Source organism: Pseudomonas sp. ARP3, assembly GCF_001029595.1.
GTDB classification, from domain to species: domain Bacteria; phylum Pseudomonadota; class Gammaproteobacteria; order Pseudomonadales; family Pseudomonadaceae; genus Aquipseudomonas; species Aquipseudomonas rhodesiae.
On sequence record NZ_LEKF01000014.1, the window covers coordinates 21,805 to 37,242 of the forward strand.

General features: G+C 56.4%; 16 protein-coding genes. 3 read left to right on the plus strand and 13 right to left on the minus strand.

What is annotated here, in order from left to right; translation table 11 throughout:
- Positions 1-3 precede the first annotated feature (3 nt).
- The 8 genes from ABX75_RS16750 to mnmG form a co-directional block, all read right to left on the minus strand.
- On the minus strand, positions 4-474 hold the full coding sequence (locus ABX75_RS16750; protein WP_003177066.1) for a F0F1 ATP synthase subunit B: 471 nt from the start codon (positions 472-474) through the stop codon (positions 4-6).
- Between the two features lie 54 nt (positions 475-528).
- Entirely contained in the window at positions 529-786 is a 258-nt protein-coding gene (gene atpE, locus ABX75_RS16755; protein WP_002555987.1) for a F0F1 ATP synthase subunit C, read from the minus strand.
- Positions 787-920: 134 nt separating this feature from the next.
- Positions 921-1,790, minus strand: a complete 870-nt coding sequence (gene atpB, locus ABX75_RS16760) for a F0F1 ATP synthase subunit A (protein WP_034101609.1) — start codon at positions 1,788-1,790, stop codon at positions 921-923.
- A 16-nt stretch (positions 1,791-1,806) separates the two neighbouring features.
- Complete coding sequence (locus ABX75_RS16765; RefSeq protein ID WP_010565865.1) at positions 1,807-2,214, minus strand: F0F1 ATP synthase subunit I; 408 nt, start codon at positions 2,212-2,214, stop codon at positions 1,807-1,809.
- Between the two features lie 148 nt (positions 2,215-2,362).
- A complete protein-coding gene (locus ABX75_RS16770; RefSeq protein WP_016970690.1) occupies positions 2,363-3,235 on the minus strand; it encodes a ParB/RepB/Spo0J family partition protein in 873 nt (290 codons plus the stop codon).
- A 9-nt stretch (positions 3,236-3,244) separates the two neighbouring features.
- Positions 3,245-4,042 carry a ParA family protein gene (locus ABX75_RS16775; protein WP_016978715.1) on the minus strand — a complete coding sequence of 266 codons (798 nt, stop codon included), beginning with the start codon at positions 4,040-4,042 and terminating at the stop codon, positions 3,245-3,247.
- Between the two features lie 18 nt (positions 4,043-4,060).
- Positions 4,061-4,705 (minus strand): 16S rRNA (guanine(527)-N(7))-methyltransferase RsmG, encoded by a 645-nt coding sequence (gene rsmG, locus ABX75_RS16780; protein ID WP_034101612.1) that lies wholly within the window; start codon positions 4,703-4,705, stop codon positions 4,061-4,063.
- Positions 4,702-6,594: a tRNA uridine-5-carboxymethylaminomethyl(34) synthesis enzyme MnmG gene (gene mnmG / locus ABX75_RS16785; protein WP_034115588.1), complete on the minus strand. Its 1,893-nt coding sequence runs from the start codon at positions 6,592-6,594 to the stop codon at positions 4,702-4,704. The genes rsmG and mnmG overlap by 4 nt, the downstream gene beginning before the upstream one ends.
- A gap of 561 nt (positions 6,595-7,155) precedes the next feature.
- Here mnmG and ABX75_RS16790 point away from each other — a divergent pair.
- From ABX75_RS16790 to ABX75_RS16800, 3 genes are all read left to right on the plus strand, one after another.
- A complete protein-coding gene (locus ABX75_RS16790; protein ID WP_034115589.1) occupies positions 7,156-7,662 on the plus strand; it encodes a sigma-70 family RNA polymerase sigma factor in 507 nt (168 codons plus the stop codon).
- Positions 7,662-8,606: a FecR domain-containing protein gene (locus ABX75_RS16795; protein ID WP_034115590.1), complete on the plus strand. Its 945-nt coding sequence runs from the start codon at positions 7,662-7,664 to the stop codon at positions 8,604-8,606. Before ABX75_RS16790 ends, ABX75_RS16795 begins: the two co-directional genes overlap by 1 nt.
- Positions 8,607-8,696: 90 nt before the next feature.
- On the plus strand, positions 8,697-11,135 hold the full coding sequence (locus tag ABX75_RS16800; RefSeq protein WP_047882301.1) for a TonB-dependent siderophore receptor: 2,439 nt from the start codon (positions 8,697-8,699) through the stop codon (positions 11,133-11,135).
- A 19-nt stretch (positions 11,136-11,154) separates the two neighbouring features.
- Here the strand turns inward: ABX75_RS16800 and mnmE are convergent, their stop codons facing one another.
- The 5 genes from mnmE to rpmH form a co-directional block, all read right to left on the minus strand.
- A complete protein-coding gene (gene mnmE, locus ABX75_RS16805; protein WP_034101618.1) occupies positions 11,155-12,525 on the minus strand; it encodes a tRNA uridine-5-carboxymethylaminomethyl(34) synthesis GTPase MnmE in 1,371 nt (456 codons plus the stop codon).
- Between the two features lie 78 nt (positions 12,526-12,603).
- Positions 12,604-14,307 (minus strand): membrane protein insertase YidC, encoded by a 1,704-nt coding sequence (gene yidC / locus ABX75_RS16810; protein ID WP_034115592.1) that lies wholly within the window; start codon positions 14,305-14,307, stop codon positions 12,604-12,606.
- A 2-nt stretch (positions 14,308-14,309) separates the two neighbouring features.
- The gene (gene yidD / locus ABX75_RS28515; protein WP_080758814.1) at positions 14,310-14,555 is read right to left on the minus strand and encodes a membrane protein insertion efficiency factor YidD; all 246 of its coding nucleotides are present in this window, start codon (positions 14,553-14,555) and stop codon (positions 14,310-14,312) included.
- Positions 14,548-14,952: a ribonuclease P protein component gene (gene rnpA, locus ABX75_RS28520; RefSeq protein WP_198712244.1), complete on the minus strand. Its 405-nt coding sequence runs from the start codon at positions 14,950-14,952 to the stop codon at positions 14,548-14,550. Before rnpA ends, yidD begins: the two co-directional genes overlap by 8 nt.
- Before the next feature lie 16 nt (positions 14,953-14,968).
- A complete protein-coding gene (gene rpmH / locus ABX75_RS16820; RefSeq protein WP_003213577.1) occupies positions 14,969-15,103 on the minus strand; it encodes a 50S ribosomal protein L34 in 135 nt (44 codons plus the stop codon).
- Positions 15,104-15,438 lie beyond the last annotated feature (335 nt).

A 15,438-nucleotide genomic window follows, 5' to 3' on the forward strand; every position in this document is an offset into this window, starting at 1 on the left:
CGCTTAAATTTCAGCAGCCAGTTTGTTAACCAGCTCCGCGTGCGCGTTTTGATCGATTGTGGCACCGAGGATCTTCTCAGCACCGCCGACCGCCAGAGCACCCAGTTGGGCACGCAGCGCGTCTTTGACGCCGTTCAGTTCCTGTTCGATCTCGGCATGAGCCGAAGCCTTCACACGGTCAGCTTCGACGCGGGCTTTTTCAACAGCCTCTTCGACGATCTGGTTACCGCGTTTCTTGGCTTGCTCAATGATCTCAGCTGCCTGTGCTTTAGCTTCGCGCAGTTGATGACCCACTTTCTCTTGGGCCAACTCCAGGTCGCGAGCTGCACGGCTGGCAGCGTCCAAGCCGTCCGCGATCTTCTTCTGACGTTCGTGCAAAGCCGCGATGACCGGAGGCCACACGAACTTCATGCAAAACACTACAAAAATGAAGAACGCAACGGATTGGCCAATCAGGGTTGCATTAATGTTCACGCCAACACCTCGCTCATTCGTTGTCCATCACCCCAATCACTCGAAATCGAGTGATTAGCCAGCGAGTTGACCAACGAAGGGGTTCGCGAAGGTGAAGAACAGTGCGATACCAACGCCGATCATGGTCACGGCGTCGAGCAGGCCGGCGACGATGAACATTTTAACTTGCAGCATTGGGACCATTTCTGGCTGACGCGCTGCGCCTTCCAGGAACTTGCCGCCCAGCAGGCCGAAACCAATGGCAGTACCCAGAGCGCCCAGGCCGATCAACAGTGCAACAGCGATAGCGGTTAGACCAACTACAGTTTCCATCTTTCCTCCCGACTTTTACGTCGTATGGTTTAGGTTTTTTAGATTTTAAAGCGGTAAAACAAATCGTTTCATTAGCCCTGGTGGGCCACCTTCCCGTTTCACCGGGAAGGACATCAGACTGGTCGAGACCGGCCTTAATGGTTCTCTTCGTGCGCCATCGACAGGTAGACGATGGTCAGCATCATGAAGATGAAGGCCTGCAGGGTAATGATCAGGATGTGGAATACAGCCCACGCCCACTGCAGAACAACGCCCAGGCCGCTAAGCCAGAGCAGACCGCTGCCGAACATCACAGCAATCAGAATGAACACCAGTTCGCCGGCATACATGTTGCCGAACAGTCGCAGTGCCAGGGAAATCGGCTTGGCGACCAGGGTGACGAACTCCAGCAGGAAGTTCACCGGAATCAGCAGGGCCTGAACGAAAATGTTCTTGCTGCCGAACGGGTGCAGGGTCAGCTCGCCGATGAAGCCGCCGATGCCCTTGACTTTGATGCTGTAGAAAATGATCAACGCGAACACCGACAGGGCCATGCCCAGGGTAGCGTTAGGGTCCGTGGTGGAAACGGCACGGAATGGAATGTGGTGATCGCCGGAGATCAGGATCGCCAATTGAGGAATCCAGTCGACCGGAATCAGGTCGACGGCGTTCATCAGGAACACCCAGACGAAGATGGTCAGTGCCAGCGGTGCGATCACCGGGCTACGGCCATGGAAGCTGTCTTTCACGCTGCCATCGACGAATTCGACCAATACCTCAACGAAGTTTTGCAGGGCACCCGGCTGACCGGAAGTCGCCTTTTTCGCCGCCATGCGGAAAATCAGGACGAAGATCAGACCCAGTGCGACCGACCAGCCCAGAGTATCCAGGTGGAAAGCCCAAAAGCCCATTTCTTTGGCTTCTGCTGCGGTGTGGGCGAAGCCCCAGCCGCCGTTGGGAAGCTGACCGAAGGTCAGGTTCTGCAAGTGGTGCTGGATATAGCCCGAAGCGGTTGTTTCTGCCATGGTTGCCTCAAACGCCCTAAGGTTTCGAAAGTCTTGTTTTCATTAGCAGGGGAGCGAACCAGCTGACCAGTTGGGTCAACACGAAGACACCGAATACAGCCAGCGGCGCCAATGGCTTCACACCTGCAAAGGTCAGTGCAAACAGCACTGCCGTCAAAATCAGTTTCCCCGCCTCGCCGGCATAAAAAGACCGGACGATGGCCTGGGCTGCTCGGGCGCCGGAAAACCGAAAGGCCCTGTGAGCAAAATACATATTGGGCAGCAAGGCTATCAGGCCTCCGCAGAGTCCTGAATATCCGGCTACGACTCCATGCCAATACCAAAGCGCCAATGCGGCGATCAGCAGGATGACAAATTGAGCCAATAAAACCGGGAAAACGGCCAAGCGATGGAACGGCAACGTGTTTGGCGTGCGGGTTTCCATCACTCTTGCTCCTCAATGGTCGGCTGCCGGAAATCAATAACTTGGCATAATTTGTGCCGACAAAATGCGCGCAGAGTATAGGGGCGGTTCAGCCCCTATTCAACTGTCGGGTAGTGATTTCCGATCACGCGCTACATAAGCAAATGTTTCAGCGGATGTGGGCAAGGACGCCCTGAAGCTCATCGAGGGAGTTATATCCGATGACCAATTGGCCTTTGCCCTTCTTGCCATGGCGAATTTGCACCGCAGAGCCCAGGCGCTCGGCCAGGCGCTGCTCGAGACGAGCGATATCCGGATCAGGTTTGGCCGTTTCGACCGGTGCAGGTTTACCACTGAGCCACTGCCGAACCAATGCCTCGGTCTGACGAACAGTGAGCCCTCGTGCGACAACGTGTCGCGCCCCTTCAACCTGTTGATTTTCCGGCAAACCGAGCAATGCACGGGCATGGCCCATTTCCAGGTCACCGTGGGACAACATGGTCTTGATGACTTCCGGCAGCGCGATCAGACGCAGCAGGTTGGACACAGTTACGCGGGATTTACCTACCGCCTCGGCCACCTGTTGCTGGGTCAGCTGGAATTCCTGCTGCAAACGCTGCAACGCAATCGCTTCTTCGATGGGGTTGAGGTCTTCACGCTGGATGTTCTCGATCAAGGCCATGGCGATCGCGGTTTCGTCCGGCACATCGCGGACCATCGCCGGGATCGTCTCTTTGCCGGCCTGCTGGCTGGCGCGCCAGCGGCGCTCGCCGGCGATGATCTCAAATCGGCCCCCGCCGATCGGGCGAACCACGATCGGTTGCATCACACCCTGGGCCTTGATCGAATTGGCCAGTTCTTCCAGCGCCTGGGGATCCATGTCCCGGCGCGGCTGGTATTTACCGCGCTGGATCAGGTCCAGGGGCAAGTGCTGCAACTCGCGCTCGTCAGCCTGCACCGCTTGTTCTTCAAGGGATGTAACGGTCGGACCACTCAACAGTGCATCCAGTCCACGTCCGAGACCTCGTTTCTTGACGGCCATGGGGATTCCTTAAGTTGGCTGGGCGGCAGCGGTGCGTGAGTTGCGGCGTTGGCGACGGACCATCTCGCCGGCCAGTGCCAGGTAGGCAATGGCGCCACGGGACGATTTGTCGTAAGCCAGGGCAGGCATGCCGTAGCTCGGGGCTTCGGCCAAACGGATGTTGCGCGGGATCACCGTATCGTAGAGCTGGTCGCCGAAGTGTTCCTTGAGCTGCGCCGACACATCGTTCATCAGGCTCAGGCGCGGATCGAACATAGTCCGCAAAAGACCTTCGATCTGCAGGTTCGGGTTGAGCAACTCGGCAATCCGCTTGATGTTATCCACAAGGTCACTCAAGCCTTCGAGCGCGTAGTACTCGCACTGCATGGGGATGATCACCCCATCGGCAGCGACCAGCGCGTTGAGCGTGAGCATCGACAATGAGGGTGGGCAGTCGATCAAAATGTAATCGTAATTCTCGCGGATCGGTGCCAAGGCGCTGCGCAGACGGCTTTCTTTCATCTGCATTTCCAGCAGCACCACTTCGGCCGCAGTCAGATCGCGGTTGGCCGGCAGTAGCTGATAACCGCCGTGTTCGGAATAGTGCATGGCCTGAGCCAGGTCGCACTCGCCGATCAGCAAGTCATAGACTGAGTTTTCCAGGCCGTGTTTATCCACACCGCTACCCATGGTGGCGTTGCCCTGTGGATCAAGATCGATCAACAGCACCCGGCGCTTGGTGGCCACCAGGGATGCTGCGAGGTTGATGCAGGTGGTGGTTTTGCCCACGCCACCTTTTTGGTTCGCTATCGCGAATACCTTAGCCATTCTTGCTTGTGTTCCCAATCATGCCGTGCGGCGCAGTATCAGCAGATGGCGTTGGCCTTGGCAACCGGGTACGGCCAAGGCGTGTTCGCTATCAAGGTGGAAGTCCGTCGGCAATGCTAACAGCTCATCGCTTGGATGGACGCCCTTCATTGCCAGCCAACGGGTGTCTTGGTCGCCCAGGTGGCGTGTCCAGTTGCTGAAGTTTTCCATGCTACTGAACGCCCGGGAAACAATTCCGTTGAAGGGCTGTTCAGGCTTAAAGGCTTCGACGCGGCTGTGGATAACCTGCAGGTTATCCAATTTGAGTTCGAGTTTGACCTGAGTCAGGAAGCGCGTCTTCTTGCCGTTACTGTCCAGGCAAGTAACTTGAGACTCAGGAAACAGAATGGCCAGAGGAATGCCCGGCATGCCTCCGCCACTGCCCACGTCCAGCCAGCGACCATTTTCGATAAAGGGCATCACGCTCAAGCTGTCGAGCAAATGACGCGACACCATCTCGTCGGGATCGCGCACGGCCGTCAGGTTGTAAGCCTTGTTCCACTTGATCAGCAGGGCCAGATAGCCCAGCAGCAAGTCATGCTGGGCCGGGGTAAGGTCGACGCCCAACTGGCGCGCACCTGTGGATAACTCTTCGGCGTGTTGCGAGGTGACCAACGAACTCAAGCGCTTTGCTCCAACTGACGGCCCGCGCCGCGTTTTTTCAAATGAATCATCAACAGCGAGATCGCTGCCGGGGTAACGCCAGGGATCCGCGAAGCCTGGCCCAGGGTTTCAGGGCGAGTTATCCCCAGCTTGCTTTGGATCTCCTTCGAGAGCCCGGAAATGCTGGTGTAGTCGATATCCACAGGTAGCTTGGTGTCTTCACTGGCGCGCAAGCGGGCAATTTCATCCTGCTGGCGGTCAATGTAACCGGCGTACTTGGTTTTGATTTCAACCTGTTCGGCGACCTGTGGGTCTTCTGCGCCCTGCCCCGTCACTTCGACCAAGCCAGCGTAGTCGATTTCCGGACGGGACAGCAGGTTCAGAAGGTTGTACTCGTGGGTCAGTGGCGTGCCGAACTTTTCGGCAATCGCGTCACCCTGCTCGGTGCCCGGGCGAACCCAAGTACTTTTCAGGCGTTGCTCTTCCAGCGCGATGCTCTCGCGTTTTTTGCAGAAAGCAGCCCAACGCACATCGTCGACCAGGCCCAGTTCGCGGCCTTTTTCGGTCAGGCGCAGATCGGCATTGTCTTCACGCAGGATCAAACGGTATTCCGCCCGCGAGGTAAACATCCGGTACGGTTCCTGGGTGCCCAGGGTAATCAGGTCATCGACCAATACACCGATGTATGCCTCATCGCGACGCGGGCACCAGCTGTCTTTGCCCTGGGCACGCAATGCTGCGTTGGTCCCGGCCAGTAAACCCTGGGCCCCGGCTTCTTCGTAACCGGTGGTGCCGTTGATTTGCCCGGCGAAGAACAAACCGCCGATCACTTTGGTCTCCAGGCTGTATTTCAGATCGCGGGGGTCGAAGTAGTCATATTCGATGGCGTAACCCGGGCGCACGATGTGTGCGTTTTCCATGCCGCGAATCGATTGCACGATCTGGATTTGCACATCGAAGGGCAGCGAAGTGGAGATGCCATTCGGATACAACTCGTGGGTCGTCAGGCCTTCGGGCTCGATGAAGACCTGATGGCTTTCCTTGTCGGCAAAGCGGTGGATCTTGTCTTCGATCGATGGGCAATAGCGCGGGCCGACGCCTTCGATGACCCCGGAATACATCGGCGAGCGGTCGAGGTTCGCCGCGATGATTTCGTGGGTACGGGCGTTGGTGTGGGTGATCCAGCAACTGACCTGTTTAGGGTGTTGCTCTTTGGAGCCCATGAACGACATCACTGGAATCGGCGTATCGCCCGCTTGTTCGGTCATCACCGAAAAGTCCACAGAACGCCCATCGATACGCGGCGGCGTCCCGGTTTTCAAACGACCGACACGTAGCGGCAATTCACGTAGGCGTTTTGCCAGGGCAATCGACGGCGGGTCGCCGGCGCGACCGCCGGAATAATTCTGCATACCGATGTGGATAAGTCCGCCCAGGAACGTACCTGTGGTCAACACCACGGATTCAGCAAAGAAACGCAGGCCCATTTGGGTGACGACACCGCGCACCTGGTCTTGCTCAACGATCAGGTCATCGGCTGCCTGTTGAAATATCCACAGGTTCGGCTGGTTTTCCAGGGTTTCGCGCACCGCCGCCTTGTACAGGATGCGGTCGGCTTGTGCCCGAGTCGCTCGCACAGCAGGGCCTTTGCGGCTATTGAGCACGCGAAATTGAATACCGCCCTTGTCGGTGGCCATGGCCATCGCGCCGCCGAGGGCGTCGATTTCTTTGACCAGATGGCTTTTACCAATGCCACCGATGGCAGGGTTGCAACTCATCGCACCGAGGGTTTCCACGTTGTGCGTCAACAGCAGGGTTTTAACACCCATGCGCGCTGAGGCCAGTGCTGCCTCGGTACCGGCATGACCGCCGCCGATGACGATCACTTCAAAACGGGAAGGGAAATCCACCACGCACCTCGTGCCTGCTTATGTAGGTAATCAGGAATTGTTTGTTGAAAGGGTTTTGGAGCTTTGGCGGCAAGTATAGGGACTTAGCCCTTCCTAAAGAACCCTTTGCACAAAATTTAACCAGCTGTGGATGAATCACAGACAATAGAAATTAAAAGAGAGAAATTTATTAAATCTTTGTTTTTATGTTTATTTCTACTGAGCAAGCTTTCTGTGGATAGATTGCTACAAGCCTTTATATTCGATGTGTACAGAGGTTCAAAAGTCTGTGGTCATGTGCCGATAAGCCCGTTGGATAACTGCGTTAAGCCTGTGGATTAAAGTGCTGGTTATCCACAGACGAGTTTATCCTTGGTTTTTAAGCCCTGTTATCAACTGGGTACAGTGCCGCTTACCCACAGGGCTTAATCCAAAGATTCTCGCCATTCACCCTGGATTTCGCCCATGGCGTAGCCACACCTATCTTCCGATTGGAGCCGATGACCTCATTGGGAGACCTATTGTGGGAAAACCACAGCGCAGTTAATAATAGCGATTATCATTAACCTACCTACGCGCCCTATGCCTCTTCCTTCTCACACGGCAGCCGTCCAGCACATCTACGAGCAACACCACACGTGGCTGCGCGGATGGCTCAAAGGCAAACTAAATAACGCCTGTGATGCGGCCGATGTGGCCCACGATACGTTCGTGCGCATCTTGGGTGGACGACACGCCTCCCAGATTCTGGAACCGCGTGATTATCTGGCAACCATCGCCAGGGGCCTGGTGATTGATCGTTATCGCCGAAGTGCCGTCGAACAGGCCTATAAGGAGGTCCTGGCTGATCGTCCTGAGATCACCGTCGTTAGTGAGGAGGACAAAGCGCTCATAATCGAGACATTAGTCGCTGTGGATAAAGCCCTGCACGCGCTTGGCGGGCGTGCACGAACAATCTTCATGCTGTCCCAGATCGATGGGCTGACTTATCAACAGATCGCCGATCAACTGCAGGTTTCGCTCACAACGGTGAAAAAACACATGATCCGAGCGTTTACCGAGTGTTCATTGATCATGGCCAGTTCCTGATGGCCGCCCCCGATCGCGACACCTTTGAAGCCGCCGCCACTTGGTATGTGCAATTTCAGTCTCAAGCTCCCACACCCGCCGAACACCATGCCTGGCAGCAATGGTTGAGCCGCGACCCTTCCCATCTGGCCGCTTGGAACCAGCTCGAACAACTGCAACGTAGTCTGGGCGGGTTACCTCAGGACGTCACTCGGCGTGCGCTGTCGACGACTCAACAACGCCGGCAAGTACTTAAATGGATGCTGGTGCTTGGCGGTGGGGGTTATCTCGGTTGGAATCTTCAGCAACACAGTGGCGTGGGAACGTTGTTGGCCGACTACCGCACGCCGATTGGCAAACATCAACGTATCCAGTTGGCCGACGGCACCCGAATCGAACTCAACACTCGCTCAGCAATCGATGTGATATTCGACGAACGGCAGCGGCTCATTCGTCTGCGCGAGGGTGAGGTACTTATCCACACCGGCAGGTTGGCGGCGCAGCTACCCTTCTATGTTGAAACTCGCCAAGGTCGGGTTCAGGCATTGGGCACCCGCTTTACCGTACGTCAGTTGGCCGATTCCACTCGCGTTGGAGTGTTGGAGGATCGCGTACAGGTGTCACCCGTAGACAATCCCTCCTCTGGTCAACTCCTTAAGGCGGGGCAGAGCGCCGACTTTGATCGGCTTAATGTCGGCCCGATCCATCCCTTCACCGCAACTCAGGCCGCCTGGGTCGACGGCCAATTAATCGTGCTGGATGCGCGGCTTGGCGATGTAATCGACGAGTTGTCACGCTATCGGTCCGGTGTCCTGCAATGCGATGCCATCTCTGCCCGTCTGCGCGTATCCGGGACGTTCCGTCTGGACGCCACCGATGCAGTACTGACCAACCTGCAAGCCACCTTGCCTATCCAGGTGAAATATTTCACCCGCTATTGGGTTTCGATAACGCCAATCGGTTGATCAAAAATAATTCACCAGGAGGGTTACCTTTTTTTCACTTGGCGCGGCCCTAAAGGTAATTACGACAATACCTTCAGGGTTTATCCGCCAATGCGCCTCCCCATCCAGCTACGCCAGCGACTTTCCTGCCATGGCATGACCTATGGTCTGCTGATTGCCACTGCCACCGCAGCCAGTACCCTGTTTGCCACCGGCGTCTTGGCCGCCAGTATGGTGCAGCATTACGCCGTTGCGGCCGGTCCGCTGGACAGGGCATTAAGCCAATTTGCGGCCAGCGCGAATGTGATCTTGTCTTTTTCGCCGGAGCAGACCGCACGGCTGACGACACCTGGGCTCGAGGGCGACTACTCGATTGATCAGGGGTTCGCTTTGCTGCTGCAAAGCACTGGGTTGTCGGCGGTCGCCCAAGCTCCTGGCAGCTACGTATTGCAGGTCGCTCCCGCAGACCAACTCACGCTTGCGCCGACGACGGTGAGTACTTATCAACAGGATGGGTTCAACCGGGATATCGCTGGGGATGTGGGCTACAAGGCGCAGAACAGTCGGATCGGTACCAAAACCAGTACGCCCTTGTCGGAAACACCGCGTTCAGTCTCGGTTGTCACCGGTCAGCGCATCAAGGATCAGAAGGCGCAAAGCCTGACGGAAGTGTTGGGGTACGTGCCGGGCATCTTCGCGCCACCCTTTGCCGCCGGCGACAGTCTGGCAGGCGACCTGTTTTTCATCCGCGGTTTCAACGCCACTGACTACGGCTACGGTCTGCTGCGAGATGGCCTACGCGTGCAAGGCAATCGATACGACACCACCAGCGAGCCTTACGGCCTAGAGCGCGTTGAAGTTTTCCGCGGTCCCTCCTCCCTGCTCTATGGCGAAAACGCGCCGGGCGGCCTGGTGAATCTGGTGAGCAAACATCCGACGGCCACGCCCCAAGGTGAGGTGCAACTGGGGTATGGCTCCAATAATCGCCGCCAGTTGGGTGTGGATATCTCGGGCCCGCTCAACGGTAATGACAACGTCCTCGGCAGGCTGGTGATGCTGGGGCGAAAATCCGATACGCAAACCGACCATGTACCGGATGACCGGCTCTATCTTGCGCCGTCCTTGACGCTCAACTTCGACGATTACAACACCCTGACCCTGCTGGCCAATTACCAGAAGGATCACACCAACCTGGAACTCGGCCTTCCGGCTGCGGGAACTCTGCTTACCAACCCTAACGGCAAGTTATCCAAACACACGATGCTGGGTAACCCGGACTGGAACACCTTCGAACGTGAAGCCTGGAGCACTGGCTACGAATTCAGTCACAGCTTTAACGACGACTGGCAGTTCAGGCAGAACTCCCGTTACATGCAGTCGCGCATCAACCGCCATGAAACCTGGCCCAGCGCCCTGAACAATCGCGGCTTTGGCACGCAACTGAACATGACCGCCTACGATCGCTATAACAAATCAATGGTTTACTCCCTGGATAACCAACTGGAGGGCAAATTCCGACTCGGCGATTTGGAAAATACCGTGCTGTTGGGCGCCAGCTACGACCGTACCTCGTTCAACCAAGATTGGGACGCAGGGTTTGCGGGGACCATTAATGTGTATAACCCCGTGTACCTGCGCGATCCACTAACCCCCATCGCGGTACAAAACACCCTGCTTGAGCAACAAATGAAAGGGGTTTATGCACAGGTACAGAGCAAATACGAGCACTGGTTGTTCTTACTCGGCGGTCGTCAGGACTGGGTGGACAGCGAATTCCGCGACAAGGTGAACAAGGCCAGCAACACCCAGGCGGAAGACCGCAAATTCACCTATCAGGGCGGAGTCATGTACCAGTTCGACAACGGCCTGACGCCGTATGTCAGCTATTCCACCGCGTTCGTCCCTGTACAGCAGATCTCCAACGCTGGCTCACCGTTGAAACCGATCACCAGCAGCCAATACGAAGTGGGCGTTAAATACGAACCGCTCGGCTGGGACACGGCGATGACGCTGTCGGTGTATGACCTGCGTAAACAGGACGACACCTACCTCGACGCCACCACCAACAGCTATCGGCAGGTAGGTGAAAGTCGCGCCAAGGGTGTGGAAGTGGAGGTCAACAGTAACCTCACGCAGAATCTCAATGTGACGGCAGCCTATACCTACACCGATGCGCGTATTACCAAGGATTCGGCCACGTCTTTGGTCGAAGGGCATCAGATGACGGGCGTCCCGCGCAACCAGGCTTCCGTGTGGAGCAAGTATCGCTTCCTCGACGGTCAGCTTAAGGGGCTCTCCCTAGCTGGGGGTGTTCGCTATTTCGACAGTACTTTTTCCTACACCGCGCCGACGTTGTACGGCAAATTGGACGCAGGAAGCGTCACATTGGTGGATGCCGCGGTTGGTTACCAGATTGATAAACACTGGTCTGTGGATCTGAATGCGAAAAACCTGTTCGACAAGGAATATGTGTCCGGTTGCAACGATGCGGGGCGTTGCTACTGGGGTGACAGCCGTACCTTGCTCGGTACGGTGTCTTACAACTGGTGACCAGGTCGTGGATAACCGGTTATTTGCCGATGCAGAAGCTGGAGAAGATCCGCCCAAGTAAATCATCGGAGCTGAAGGCGCCGGTGATTTCCCCCAAAAGCTGCTGAGCCTGTCTCAAGTCTTCGGCCAGCAGCTCCCCTGCTCCTGCCAAGGTCAATTGTGCGCGTCCGTGCTCCAGGGCCGCGCTGGCCTGACGCAGCGCTTCAAGGTGCCGACGGCGAGCGCTGAAGCTGCTTTCCGAGGTCTGTTCGTAGCCCATGCAGGCTTTGAGGTGATCGCGCAGCAGCTCCAAGCCTTCCCCTGCCGATTTGGCGCTCAGACTGAGGGTGACATGGCCATCTTCGCTGGTTTGCAGAGCGATCGCTTCTCCCGTCAAGTCGGCTTTGTTACGGATCAACGTGACCTTGGCCGGATCCGGCCGCTGCTCCAGAAACTCCGGCCATAGGGCAAAAGGATCCACAGCCTCCGGTGCCGTGGCGTCCACGACCAAAAGTACGCGATCAGCTTCACCGATGGCCTTGAGTGCTCGCTCAACGCCAATTTTTTCGACCTGGTCATCGGTATCACGCAAACCAGCCGTATCGACGACGTGCAACGGCATGCCATCGATGTGGATATGTTCGCGCAGGATATCTCGGGTCGTGCCGGCGATCTCAGTCACGATGGCCGCTTCCCGACCTGCCAACGCGTTGAGCAGGCTGGATTTACCGGCGTTGGGACGACCGGCGATCACCACCGTCATGCCGTCACGTAGCAATGCCCCCTGACCCGCCTCACGCAGAACTGTGGATAACTCGTCGCGGACTTTGTCCAGCATCGCCAACACGTGGCCATCGGCAAGAAAATCGATTTCTTCCTCCGGGAAATCAATCGCCGCCTCAACGTAGATACGCAGACCGATCAACTGTTCCGTGAGGTTATGCACACGCAAAGAAAATGCGCCTTGAAGCGAGCGCAGCGCATTGCGCGCCGCCTGTGCAGAACTGGCCTCAATCAAATCCGCGATAGCTTCGGCCTGGGCCAGGTCCAACTTGTCATTCAAGAACGCTCGCTCGCTGAATTCCCCTGGCCGAGCCAGACGGCAACCCAATTGCAGACAGCGCTGCAGCAGCATATCCAACACAACCGGGCCGCCGTGTCCCTGCAGTTCCAGAACGTCTTCACCGGTGAATGAATTTGGGCCAGGAAAATACAGCGCCAGTCCTTCGTCCAACACCTCGTTCTCGGCATCCAGGAACGGGCCGTAATGCGCGTATCGGGGCTTCAGGTCTCGCCCGCTGATGGCCTTGGCGGCTACGCCAGCAAGCGGCCCGGAAATACGAACGATACCGACACCACCACGACCTTGAGCGGTAGCGACAGCAGCGATGGTTTCACGAGGAGCGCTCATCAACAGGTTCCAGAACAAATGTGACGGAAAGCAAAACGCCCCACTAGGGGGCGTCTTGAGTGGTTATCCACAGAGTAATTACGCCGCGGCTTTTTGGGTAGCCGCTTCGATTTTACGTGTGATGTACCACTGTTGAGTAATCGACAACACGTTGTTGACCACCCAGTACAGCACCAGACCCGCCGGGAACCACAGGAAGAAGAAGGTGAAGATGATCGGCATCATTTTCATCACCTTGGCCTGCATCGGATCCGGAGGCGTTGGGTTCAGACGCTGCTGGATAAACATGGTCGCGCCCATGATGATCGGCAGGATAAAGAACGGGTCTTTGATCGACAGGTCAGTTATCCACAGCATGAACGGCGCCTGACGCATTTCCACGCTTTCCAGGAGTACCCAGTACAGCGATAGGAATACCGGCATCTGTACGAGAATCGGCAAGCATCCACCCAGCGGGTTGATCTTTTCTTTCTTGTACAGCTCCATCATGGCCTGCGACATTTTCTGCCGGTCATCACCATGTTGCTCTTTCAATGCAGCCAGCTTCGGCGCCACGGCACGCATGCGCGCCATCGACTTGTAGCTGGCGGCCGACAGAGGGAAGAAGATGCCCTTGATCAGCATGGTCAGGAAGATGATCGACCAGCCCCAGTTACCGACGATGCTGTGGATATGTTGCAACAACCAGAAAATCGGTTGGGCAATGAACCACAGAATGCCGTAGTCCACAGTCAATTCCAGGCCTGGGGACAACTCTTTGAGCACAGCCTGGCTTTTCGGGCCGGCATACAGAGTCGCGCTGGTTTCGCCGGTGGCACCTGGCGCGACGGTCAACGACGGGCCGGTGTAGCCAATGATGTAGTTACCCTTGGAGTCCTTGCGGGCCAGAACCACATTATTCTGGCCTGGCTGTGGAATCCACGCGGTCACGAAATAGTGCTGCAACCAGGCAACCCAACCGCCGTTCACGTTGTAGGTGATGGCTGGCTTGGTTTTGTCTTCGCTCACCTTGTCCATGTCTTTCATGGACACTTTTTTGTACGGTTCCGAACTTGTCCACAGGGCGGCGCCCAGGTAAGTCGCGGTGCCCGTTGCTGTACTGGACGAAGGATCGGAGCTGGCGTCGCGCTTGAGTTGCGCGAACATGGCGCCGTTCCAAGGCTGAGCGCTTTGGTTGTCGATCAGGTAGGTGACAACGATGTCGTACAGACCACGCTTGAGCGTGAACCGCTTGATGTAGTTGACGCCATCCTTGCTGAACTTCAGGTCTACGACCAATTGGTCCTGACCGTCAGCCAGTTGATAACTTTTCTTCTCCGAAGAGAAAACCGGACGACCGGCTTGGCTTGCATCGGGACCGTTGGTACCGATCAGACCGCTTTGAGCCTGGTAAATACGCTCGCCACCGTTATCGAACAGCTGGAAAGGGATTTCCGGATGGTCTTGGCGGCGTGGATACAGCGGCAGGGTCAGCTTGGCTACGTCACCACCTTGTGGGTCGACTGCCAGGTCCAACACATCCGTTTTGATCTGGATGAGGTCGGTGCTTGCTGCAACTGGAACTTCGGCGGGCGCTTTGGCTTCGCCTGCTGCGCGTGGAATGTCATCACTGGCGGCAGCGTTAGTGCCACTTGCCGTGTCGGGAAGTCCCGCAGGTGCAGTGTTGACGGCAACATTCTGAGTCGGCAGGGCAGCTTGGCCATAGTCTTGGTTCCACTTAAGAACCATAACGTAGGACACGATTGCCAGGGCGACGATCAGGATCGTGCGTTTAATATCCATGATTACTCGGCCATCGAAGAAGAACGGGAGGTGGGGACAGGTGGAACCGGGTCATAACCACCGGGATTCCACGGATGACAGCGACCTAAACGACGAAAGGTCAGCCAGCCACCGCGCAGAAGACCATGATTTTCTATGGCCTCTAACGCGTAGCAGGAACAACTGGGGTAGAAACGACAGTGATTGGCCATCAGAGGACTAATGGCGTAGCGGTAAAACTGGATCGGAACGAGGGCCAGTTTACGCATCGTTGCTGTCTACCCCTACAGTTTCGGGGCTGGCTGGAGGTGCTGGCTTGTGGGTACGCGCCAAACGTTTCCAGAGCTTGCCGAAATGCTGAATCAATTCGGGGTTTTCTACATCCCCCAAGCCTTTACGCGCGACGATAACAATATCCCAACCAACCAGGGTGTCCTGGTGGAGGCGAAACGATTCGCGCATCAGACGCTTGAGGCGATTGCGCTCAACGGAGAGCTTTACGCTCTTTTTGCCGATCACCAACCCGAGACGGGGGTGATCCAGATCGTTGTTACGCGCAAGGAGCAGGAGATTTTTCCCCGGAACCTTGCCGGTGGGGGAGTCAAAGACTGCCTTGAAATGCCGGGGAGTTAGCAGACGCTTTTCCCGACTGAAGTCCTGACTCACCACCAGTGCCGGATTATCAAACTGCCAGACGCGCACGACCTTTGGCGCGGCGACGCGACAGGACGGCACGACCGTTCTTGGTAGCCATGCGGGCACGGAAGCCGTGGGTACGGGCGCGTTTGATGGTGCTGGGTTGGAAAGTACGTTTCATGGCGTTGTTACCTGGTTCGTCACAACGGGCCGGAATGGCCCCCGTTTTAAGAGACCGGCGATTCTAGAGAAAGCAAGCCTCTAGGTCAATTTCCAACCAGCTATTCCTTTAATTAGATCTGAATACGGTAGCGTCGCTGTTTTCACCGTTCAGACACTCATCAGCACGAACCTAGATATAGAAATAAAGAAGGAAGTTATTTAAAGCTTTTCTGTAAAGCTTATAAAAGCTATGCAGTCCATCCTCTGTGGATAACTGCCTCAAGCCCTTATTCCACTTGATGTACAGAGAATGACAACACAGGGGAGAAACGGTGTTCTGCCTGTGCTGCGCTA

What these genes read in the sequence shown, in the direction of transcription:
- atpE (WP_002555987.1), bottom strand. Translation starts at nt 786, where the DNA reads ATGGAAACTGTAGTTGGTCTAACCGCTATCGCTGTTGCACTGTTGATC.
- atpB (WP_034101609.1), bottom strand. Translation starts at nt 1,790, where the DNA reads ATGGCAGAAACAACCGCTTCGGGCTATATCCAGCACCACTTGCAGAAC.
- ABX75_RS16765 (WP_010565865.1), bottom strand. Translation starts at nt 2,214, where the DNA reads ATGGAAACCCGCACGCCAAACACGTTGCCGTTCCATCGCTTGGCCGTT.
- ABX75_RS16770 (WP_016970690.1), bottom strand. Translation starts at nt 3,235, where the DNA reads ATGGCCGTCAAGAAACGAGGTCTCGGACGTGGACTGGATGCACTGTTG.
- ABX75_RS16775 (WP_016978715.1), bottom strand. Translation starts at nt 4,042, where the DNA reads ATGGCTAAGGTATTCGCGATAGCGAACCAAAAAGGTGGCGTGGGCAAA.
- ABX75_RS16790 (WP_034115589.1), top strand. Translation starts at nt 7,156, where the DNA reads ATGCCTCTTCCTTCTCACACGGCAGCCGTCCAGCACATCTACGAGCAA.
- ABX75_RS16795 (WP_034115590.1), top strand. Translation starts at nt 7,662, where the DNA reads ATGGCCGCCCCCGATCGCGACACCTTTGAAGCCGCCGCCACTTGGTAT.
- ABX75_RS16800 (WP_047882301.1), top strand. Translation starts at nt 8,697, where the DNA reads ATGCGCCTCCCCATCCAGCTACGCCAGCGACTTTCCTGCCATGGCATG.
- mnmE (WP_034101618.1), bottom strand. Translation starts at nt 12,525, where the DNA reads ATGAGCGCTCCTCGTGAAACCATCGCTGCTGTCGCTACCGCTCAAGGT.
- yidC (WP_034115592.1), bottom strand. Translation starts at nt 14,307, where the DNA reads ATGGATATTAAACGCACGATCCTGATCGTCGCCCTGGCAATCGTGTCC.
- yidD (WP_080758814.1), bottom strand. Translation starts at nt 14,555, where the DNA reads ATGCGTAAACTGGCCCTCGTTCCGATCCAGTTTTACCGCTACGCCATT.
- rpmH (WP_003213577.1), bottom strand. Translation starts at nt 15,103, where the DNA reads ATGAAACGTACTTTCCAACCCAGCACCATCAAACGCGCCCGTACCCAC.